7 protein-coding genes are annotated in these 7,782 nt (G+C 48.9%); 6 read left to right on the top strand and 1 reads right to left on the bottom strand.

Going from position 1 to position 7,782, the window contains the following annotated elements:
• Positions 1–176: 176 nt before the first annotated feature.
• From IBT47_RS26660 to IBT47_RS26645, 3 genes are all read left to right on the top strand, one after another.
• The gene (locus IBT47_RS26660; RefSeq protein ID WP_200564253.1) at positions 177–1,094 is read left to right on the top strand and encodes an Rpn family recombination-promoting nuclease/putative transposase; all 918 of its coding nucleotides are present in this window, start codon (positions 177–179) and stop codon (positions 1,092–1,094) included.
• A 111-nt stretch (positions 1,095–1,205) separates the two neighbouring features.
• On the top strand, positions 1,206–1,355 hold the full coding sequence (locus tag IBT47_RS26655) for a hypothetical protein (protein ID WP_200564251.1): 150 nt from the start codon (positions 1,206–1,208) through the stop codon (positions 1,353–1,355).
• Positions 1,356–1,943: 588 nt separating this feature from the next.
• Complete coding sequence (locus IBT47_RS26645; RefSeq protein ID WP_255569954.1) at positions 1,944–2,504, top strand: LPD29 domain-containing protein; 561 nt, start codon at positions 1,944–1,946, stop codon at positions 2,502–2,504.
• 320 nt (positions 2,505–2,824) lie between these two features.
• Here IBT47_RS26645 and IBT47_RS26640 read toward each other — a convergent pair whose 3' ends face one another.
• Entirely contained in the window at positions 2,825–3,328 is a 504-nt protein-coding gene (locus tag IBT47_RS26640; RefSeq protein ID WP_200564245.1) for a lytic transglycosylase domain-containing protein, read from the bottom strand.
• A gap of 457 nt (positions 3,329–3,785) precedes the next feature.
• Here IBT47_RS26640 and IBT47_RS26635 point away from each other — a divergent pair, with 457 nt between their 5' ends.
• The 3 genes from IBT47_RS26635 (at position 3,786) to IBT47_RS26625 (ending at position 7,144) form a co-directional block, all read left to right on the top strand.
• Entirely contained in the window at positions 3,786–4,187 is a 402-nt protein-coding gene (locus tag IBT47_RS26635; RefSeq protein ID WP_200564243.1) for a hypothetical protein, read from the top strand.
• A gap of 1,361 nt (positions 4,188–5,548) precedes the next feature.
• On the top strand, positions 5,549–5,812 hold the full coding sequence (gene repA, locus IBT47_RS26630; protein ID WP_200564241.1) for a replication regulatory protein RepA: 264 nt from the start codon (positions 5,549–5,551) through the stop codon (positions 5,810–5,812).
• Positions 5,813–6,100: 288 nt separating this feature from the next.
• Positions 6,101–7,144, top strand: a complete 1,044-nt coding sequence (locus IBT47_RS26625) for a Replication protein (protein ID WP_200564239.1) — start codon at positions 6,101–6,103, stop codon at positions 7,142–7,144.
• The last annotated feature ends 638 nt before the right edge of the window (positions 7,145–7,782 follow it).

Below are 7,782 nucleotides of genomic sequence, written 5' to 3'. Positions count from 1 at the left end.
AACCCGCTGCAGAGACGCTCGCCCTGAATCTGATTTATTCAACAAAGCCGCAGAAAGGACAAACACATGACACAGGCAACAGCTCAGGCCGTCAGCGGATTACTGTCAGCACGCACAGAAAGCGGGATTTCCCGCTTTCTGTTACCCTGACGGCAGAGCGCAGAGAGAGGCGAACGATGCCAGAGAAGAAAAAACAAAAAATCAGCCACCATGACCATGTCTTCAAAGCTGTACTGAGCGATCCGGCAGCGGCGCGCGACCTGCTGGAAATTCACCTTCCGGCACAGTGGCGTGAACGGTGCGACATGAATACCCTGGCCCTTCAGCCCGGTTCGTTTATCGAGCCGGATCTGAAAGCGTATTACAGCGATATTCTGTACAGGGTGAAGATCGGCGGCGGCGAAAGCGGGTATATTTACGTCACGATTGAGCATCAGAGTCGCGCGGATGCCCTTATCGGATTCCGGCTGATGCGTTACGCCATCGCCGCAATGCAGCAGCATATCACGCAGCACAAAAGCAAAACGGTGCCCGTGGTGATACCGCTGTTATTCTACGCGGGGCAACCGTCACCGCATCCGTACCCGATGAACTGGCTGGCGTGTTTTGACCAGCCGGAACTGGCGCGGGAAGTCTACAGCCGTGATTTTCCACTCGCAGACATTACCGCGATACCGGATGAAGACCTGATGCAGCACAAAAGCGTGGCCCTGCTTTCGCTGGTGATGAAGCATATCCGCACCCGCGATATGATGGAGTTTATCGACGATATCGCGCTGCTGACGCTGAAAACCGCGCTGACAGCCGAGCAGTTCAGCGCAATAATGCACTATATTTTGTGGAGTGGGCGGGATAACACAGACGTCCGTGCATTCCTTGAAGAGTTAAGACACAAGGCGCCACAACGCGAGGGGGAACTGATGACAATGGCAGAGCAGCTGATTCAGGAAGGTGTGCTGAAGGGCATCCAGAAAGGTAGCCAGGAAACCGCCGAGAATATCGCGCGTAGTATGCTTAACAAAGGTATGAACGTTGAGCTTATCAATGAAATTACCCGGTTACCGATTGAAACTATCGAAGCCCTGAAACACTGATCACGCAGACTGCCCTGCCAGTTGGGCGGTTTCTTACAGACCCGCAGGCTGTCGCCGGTGTGACAGCCTGATACCGAAGTCCTGTAAGGGACAGGAACGGTGCCGGTATTTATGATGCGGTCACTGCCGGGGCTGAAAAGCGGGCGTGCCTGCGGCCCGGGCGTGAATAGTGCTGACGCACTGTTATTCCCCCTTCGCCTGCGCTTCTTCTTCCTCTCTCTGCCGTCTTCTCTTCTCCCTCTGTTCTCATTCACATTGTGAATGATTAGTTTCCTGTTCCTGTTCCTGTTCCTGTTCCTGTTCCTGTTCCTGCTTTGCCTGTTGAAATGAACGGGCAGGGGAATGAGCCCCCGGGCGTCCGGGCGGGCTGTCATGCTACGCACCGGGCCAGCTTCGCTGTCACGGCCCGGCCCTGCGGCAAGCCGCCGGGCAGCGGGTGTCCTAAATGACTGGACCACTACAGGCTTGCAGCCTCCGCAGGCGGAGGCGCCGCCCTTTTACGCGCTGTGGCCTGCGCTCACCGCATCCCGGTAAAAAGCACCGGGACGTGAGGACGGAGCGCGTACCGCGTCCGGGGCTGCGTCCTGCTCACCCACCGGTGGCTGATGTCCCTGTGGTATTTCCGTCGCAGGGTAGTGCGCCACACCGGCTCGCTATGCTGGCAAGGCTGAAATGCACGCATCCGGCGGCCCTGACAGCGCTCCCCGGCACGGCTTCTCTCCCTTCTGCGACGGCAAATACTCACAGAATCATCGGCTGGAAATATGAATATCAGAAATCCACTGTCAGTCGGTCAGATTGTCAGTACGAATCTTTATAATAAAGGCCGTGGGGCTGTATTTGCGATTGATGGGGAAAAAAACGGAAACAGTCGGTTCCGTCAGAGGAATAATGACGCGTGGCGGAAATGCTAAATTTGATATTGCATTTTTTAATGGCAGTATTTCCCGAAGTCTCCCTGAAAGCATTCTTCACGGTGTGCAGTGGTCGGTAACAGATGAAGTCATATCCGGGGATGAACTGGATCAGCTGGTTTCATACTGCCTGGGGGTTGAAGAAAATAAGCGACAGCAAATTGAAAGAGCTAAGGTCATTTTTGAAAATCTCTGTATCCAGCTGAAAACAGATACACGATACAGTCATCTATCACAGGAACAGTCCGGCGCGACTCAGGTAACAAAAAATATCAGAAAAGAACTTAAATCACAGTTCCCTGGTGTGAAATTTTCCGTGCGGATAAATCATTATGACAGCATTACGGTTTCCTGGACTGATGGACCCACTGAAGAAAACGCTAAATCTTTGACCGAAAAATACAGGGACAGCAATTTTGATTCGTCACAGGAAATGTCCGTTTCCTGTCTTTCTGCCTTCAATGTGGTTTATGGTGGCGTGGGTATATTTATCTGAAAAAGGAGTTTACCGATGCAATCCTCGATAAAGCACTGTCGGAGATTCATAAGAAATACGGTGCAGAATTTAAAGGGGTTAAAGTTGATAAAGAAAATAACAAATCGGGCGCACTGTACAGAACGGGGCAGGCGCTTTTCTGGCACAGTCAGGGTTTTGACGGCGAGATAAGACGAATTATGGAGGTTACGGAGTGATTTATAAAAGGAGCCGAAAGGCTCCTTTGTCGCATTCTGATTTAATCCGGCATCGAACCGGATAAAAAAGATTCGGTTCAGGATATCGAGGAAGCATCAGGAGGGATAAAACCGTTCCGACATTTAATTTTTCTCAAATACCTTACGCGGTATAGTTCCGACTTTGATTTTTTTGTAATGCCCGTCAATGAGCATTGCATATCTGTAGCGGTTCCTGATAGTGATCTCCCGGTTCTTTACACCTGCATTATACATTCCCAATGCAAGCCACCCTGTTCCGTACTGATTGAAGTTCCTTCTCAGTACCATTGCACCAACATAGATGTTAAGGCAGGGATCGGCCCGTAATTTTTCAGCCGTCAGTTCCGGGTATTCCTTTCTGAATTTTCTGAGCGTGGCATTATTGATTTGCATGATGCCGTAATCGGTACTGGTAATTTTACCTTTCGCGTCCCGGTTATAATTTATGGCCTTCGGATTGTGGCGGGATTCCTGCCAGGCGATTGCGCGCAGATAGTCGGGATCTATTGAGTACCACTGGCCAGCCTGATTAAAACAGTCAGCCAAAGCTTTTGATATATTGAGTCCTGTCGCCAGCAGGGCGATTGCAAGAAAAATAGATCGCATAAAGCCAACGGTTTTTAAAGGGAAAAAGGGCGAGGTACAAAGCTATAATATCACGATGCCGATATTTTTACACACCACTCGCAAAATAAATTTTTCCTGTTTAACTGATGTAAATCAGATATATAACAAGAAACAGGATGAAAATCGATCAAGTAAGGGTTACCACGTGGTGCTTAAGTGTGTACTGCAGTGTTACCTGGTGGTTACCACGAAGTGCTTTATATTAAAATCATGAACATAACTACCATCCGAACCACGCGGTAACAACAGGGTTACCGCGTGGTTACCTGAAAAACGGCATTTACATGACGGGAATTTTCCAGTGGTTACCGGGTGGTGACTGCGTGGTAACCATATGGTAACCTGATTAGCCATTTAAATGAGCGCAGGTTAGAGTATGGTACGTGAGTATCCTTAAACCGCTGATGGCTTAAATTATTTTTTAAAGGAAAAAACGATGTCTCAAGATTCTGAAAATAAAAGAAACCGTGTGAATCTCACTATACCTTACTCATTCCTCGAAAAGGTCGATCAGCATGTACAGGCCAGGCTGGAAGATGGAGAAAGCAGAGAAACAGCAAACCGTTCTGCATTCGTTATGGAAATGTTCAAACTTGGATTGCGCGTGCATGAAAATTCCAGGAAAAAAGGGCCGGATGAAAAAACTCTGGATGAAAAACTTGAGCTTATCGCTAAAAATTCGATCATTACAGGGTTCGTTGTAGATGCCATTTTCGGTGTGCAAAAAGAAACTATTGACCAGTCAAGAGTCATAAAAAATGCTTCTATTCTTGATCCTGAATGGTTAGAAAAAATGAAAGAACAAGTAGCAGGGAGACTAAAAAAATTCTTTCCCTGATTATGATGGCAGGTCAGCCTGCCACCACAAATTATATTTATTAATATCTATTGGGATTTGTGGTTTTTTGGGGTTTTACTATCAGCCATTTCATTTCCCTGTCTTATCTTGTCAGTTTTTTTTCAAGCGTCTTGCGAATATACCTGCGTAGTGTCAGTGCATTAATGCCGTATTGCATATATACTTATTTCTGGTATGACCACCGAGCAGGGCGGCATTGACTGCCTGATTACTGCCACGTTTAGAAAGAGGATTACGGTTATCATATTTCATGCGCTTTCCTTCTGCGTCAGAATTGTCATTAAATTATTTCTGTATATCATTAATGTACTGAGTGTTTACGTCAAGAATTTCAGTCGTTTCTTTTATCGTTTTAACCATCATCCTGAGCCTGACAACTTTGTCTTCGAAACGACTTCGAGATTTATTTTTGTGAGAGATCTTTGCCGATATATTTAATCAGTGTTGTGGCGGTTATCTTGTGCTGTTTCAGGATGTCTTTTCTCAGTGTCCCTGGTAAAGCTTAATCCTGATATCTTCAATATCCTGTGCTGACAGTTTTTTCTATTTTTCACCAGGAGGTTTTATTTTTATTTTTTCGCCACTTTCCTTACGGCGTGATATATCTGAGAGTGACTGACGTTAAAAATATCACTAATTTCGTTCCGCGTTCTTCGCGGATTTTAGCAGTAGAGAACTGATATAAATTTCTAGCGTCTGTATCTGAATTCCATTGCAGAGATACCAGTCTTGTGGAAGACCTTTTTATATACACAGTATTCTGAGAACGACTGGCGGATGGCTATCTCACTGACAGGCCAGCCCTGATAAAAACGCGACATATCTCTTTCGCGTCGCTGTATTTTTTCGCGTTTTTTTTAGCATTCTTCGAAGAAGCTTCATCATCTGATGAGTTTTTATCTTCTACATTCTCTTCAGCCACTCCAAGTAAAAAAGCCTTTTTGTGTTTTTTTTAAACCAGCCGAATGAGCTTCATTTACCGTTGCTGATGCAAACGAATGAAACCAGTTAGAACTGACGGCAATCCATATTTCGGGTTCAGTTGTAAACGTATAGTGCTTCACCGGTTTTATAACCCGGTCAAAAAAGGATTCTGACAGAGAAGTACCGGCACTCAGTGAGTACGGAATTACTGCTGAAACTCTTTGACTGGATTATTGAGGGCATACTCAGGGTAATCAGGAAACCTGCCAGCTAATTTACCGTAACTGGTCGGGCCTGTGTCACTCTTCAGACTCACGCGACAACGTGTGTCTCACTTCAGATTCAGAACTGTCGCCGATCATCATAAATTGTAGTATCCTCCGGAAATGACGAAAAAAATTTCTGAAGGAGAAGATATGTCACAGACTGCAAAAACAGAATCTTCTTCAACAGCAAAACGAATTTACCGCAAGGGGAATCCCCTTTCTGGCGCTGAAAAGCAGCGACGTTCTGTCGCAAGAAAGAAAGAAACCCATACAGAGCTATATGTTTTCATTCATAAAGCACACAAAGCAGGGTTTCAGAAATTGTGCGAGGAGCATGGTTTAACCCAGGCTCGTATGATTGAGCGGCTGATCGAAGAGGAGCTGGCGAAGAAGGCAGATCCTGAAGTAGAGTGACTCAATGACTTTCTTGCCAGATGATGGCGTGAGTGATAAATTGCTGAGCGTTAATGAATTCTGGCCGGCCACGCCGTAAGGTGGCAGGGACTGAAGTAACTGGCTGACAGGCTTCAGAAAAGCAAAAACCCCGATAATCTCCGACTGTTTGGCGACGAGGAAGAGATTAACGGGGCCACAAAATCCACATAGAACTGTTGTCCTATGTGGAGGAGTATAGTGCCATGCACAGGAAAACTCAACACCTGCAACGGCCCCTCCTTCTGCGCAACATAAGTGCAGGGGGCTGTGCCTGAATTATCAGCGTCAAATCATCAGGATGTTTACCGTCCGTCCCGCCGTGGGGAGTCTAACCGGCTTCGCCGTGGTACATCAAAAACACACCGTCATCTGACGCCTGTTTTTACCGGCAGCGTCCCGCGTGGAACCGCGTCGAAAGTGGTGGCCTGTTTCCGTCAGCACGACTGGTGCCGTAACAGCGATCTGATCGCCCTGCGCCGTACCGGCTACACGCCCTATGGTCGCATATTCGATCCGTCCTTCCGCCCGAAACCGATGCGTATCACGCCGCGTTCAGAGAGCCGGGAAGCGCTCACCGCGCTTTCGCTGGTACTCGCGGCCAACAGCGATTACAGCCCGGACAGCTACTATATGTTTGAAGTCATGCTTCCCCTGGAAGAAATCGCCAGACGTATGAACGCGCTGCATGTGTATGAGAACGGACGTAAAGCCTATGACGTGGCGCTTCATGCACTGCGGGTACTGGAAGAACTGGACTATGTCGTTGTACACCGCGACAGGGATACGGACTCCGGTCAGAACAAACCCGTGCGTATATTCCTGACCGAACGCTGCTTTACGTCACGCGGGATCGCCGTGGAAGACATCCGGCAGTGGCTGCACAAATACCGCCAGTGGGCGGTGACAAAAGGCGTGGCTCAGTCACTGCGTGAGAAATACGAGCGCCATCTGTTACGCATGGCTCGCCTGGGTATGGATATCGAGAAGCACCACTCCCTGAAAAACCGCCTGCGCCAGATAAAACGCTGGGTGGTCAGCCCCGAGCTGCGCGCCGAACGTCGCCAGCTGGAGAACGACCTGGGCGCTCAGCTCGACCGTCACAGCGACAACCTGGTGCAGCTGCGTGCCGCAAAACGTGATAAGTCCCCAAACCGTACCGGCTGGATGCGCTGGGTGGCGAGTGGCCAGTGTACGACCGCGCAGCAGCTGCAGGCAGAGCGCGCGGTAAAGGCACTGCATCCGCAGCTGCATCTCTCCGATCCTGAGCGCTATTACGCCCTTCTGCTTGAGCAGGCCGGCATACCTCTCTGATACACCACATTCAACTTAACCGCGTATATCGCGGTTTCTGTGCTGGAATTTTGCCGAAAAAGGCAGTCCGGCAGGGCGGCACACGTCCGTAGCCGGTGGCAAATGCCGTATCCGGAACGCATTATTGTTATCACAGTCAGAAAAACGACGGTGGCGGGCTACTGAACATGCAGTTAAATTCGAACGGCAGATTTATCACCGGATTAACTTCGAAACCCCTCCCGCAGTAACGCTTAATTTCGAACGTTATTTCTGAACTAAACATGCCCTTTAAAAAGGGAGTATTCGGAGCAGCTGAACGCTGCGTCCGGGATAGCTCCTTTCACTACGTTCAAGGCATAACCCCCCCATATCCAGGCTTCAGCGCCGATGGTAGGAAAATATAAGCACCTCCCCGCACCAGGTGCGGGGCAGTCAGATTAGTTACAACAAACAGAGAGTGCCCCTGATACGGGAAAGAGACGAACATCAGCGCCGTGCCTTTGTGTTGCCCGCCGGTTTTCCCCGCCCGGGGCCAGCGGCCCCGGACAGGAAAAACAGATGAATGCTGTAACTAAAGTGCGTTACCCCCTGTAAGCGGCCGCCATGCGCCCGCTAACACTGCGGAAAAGATTTCCCGGCGAGCTGAAGCTCACCGC

It is taken from the genome of Erwinia sp. S43 (assembly GCF_016624745.1).
Classification (GTDB): domain Bacteria; phylum Pseudomonadota; class Gammaproteobacteria; order Enterobacterales; family Enterobacteriaceae; genus Erwinia; species Erwinia coffeiphila.
This window is presented reverse-complemented; position numbering and strand designations above follow the sequence as displayed.

Coding starts and splice junctions, on each gene's coding strand:
- IBT47_RS26660 (WP_200564253.1), top strand. CDS start 177: ATGCCAGAGAAGAAAAAACAAAAAATCAGCCACCATGACCATGTCTTC.
- IBT47_RS26655 (WP_200564251.1), top strand. CDS start 1,206: ATGATGCGGTCACTGCCGGGGCTGAAAAGCGGGCGTGCCTGCGGCCCG.
- IBT47_RS26645 (WP_255569954.1), top strand. CDS start 1,944: ATGGGGAAAAAAACGGAAACAGTCGGTTCCGTCAGAGGAATAATGACG.
- IBT47_RS26640 (WP_200564245.1), bottom strand. CDS start 3,328: ATGCGATCTATTTTTCTTGCAATCGCCCTGCTGGCGACAGGACTCAAT.
- IBT47_RS26635 (WP_200564243.1), top strand. CDS start 3,786: ATGTCTCAAGATTCTGAAAATAAAAGAAACCGTGTGAATCTCACTATA.
- repA (WP_200564241.1), top strand. CDS start 5,549: ATGTCACAGACTGCAAAAACAGAATCTTCTTCAACAGCAAAACGAATT.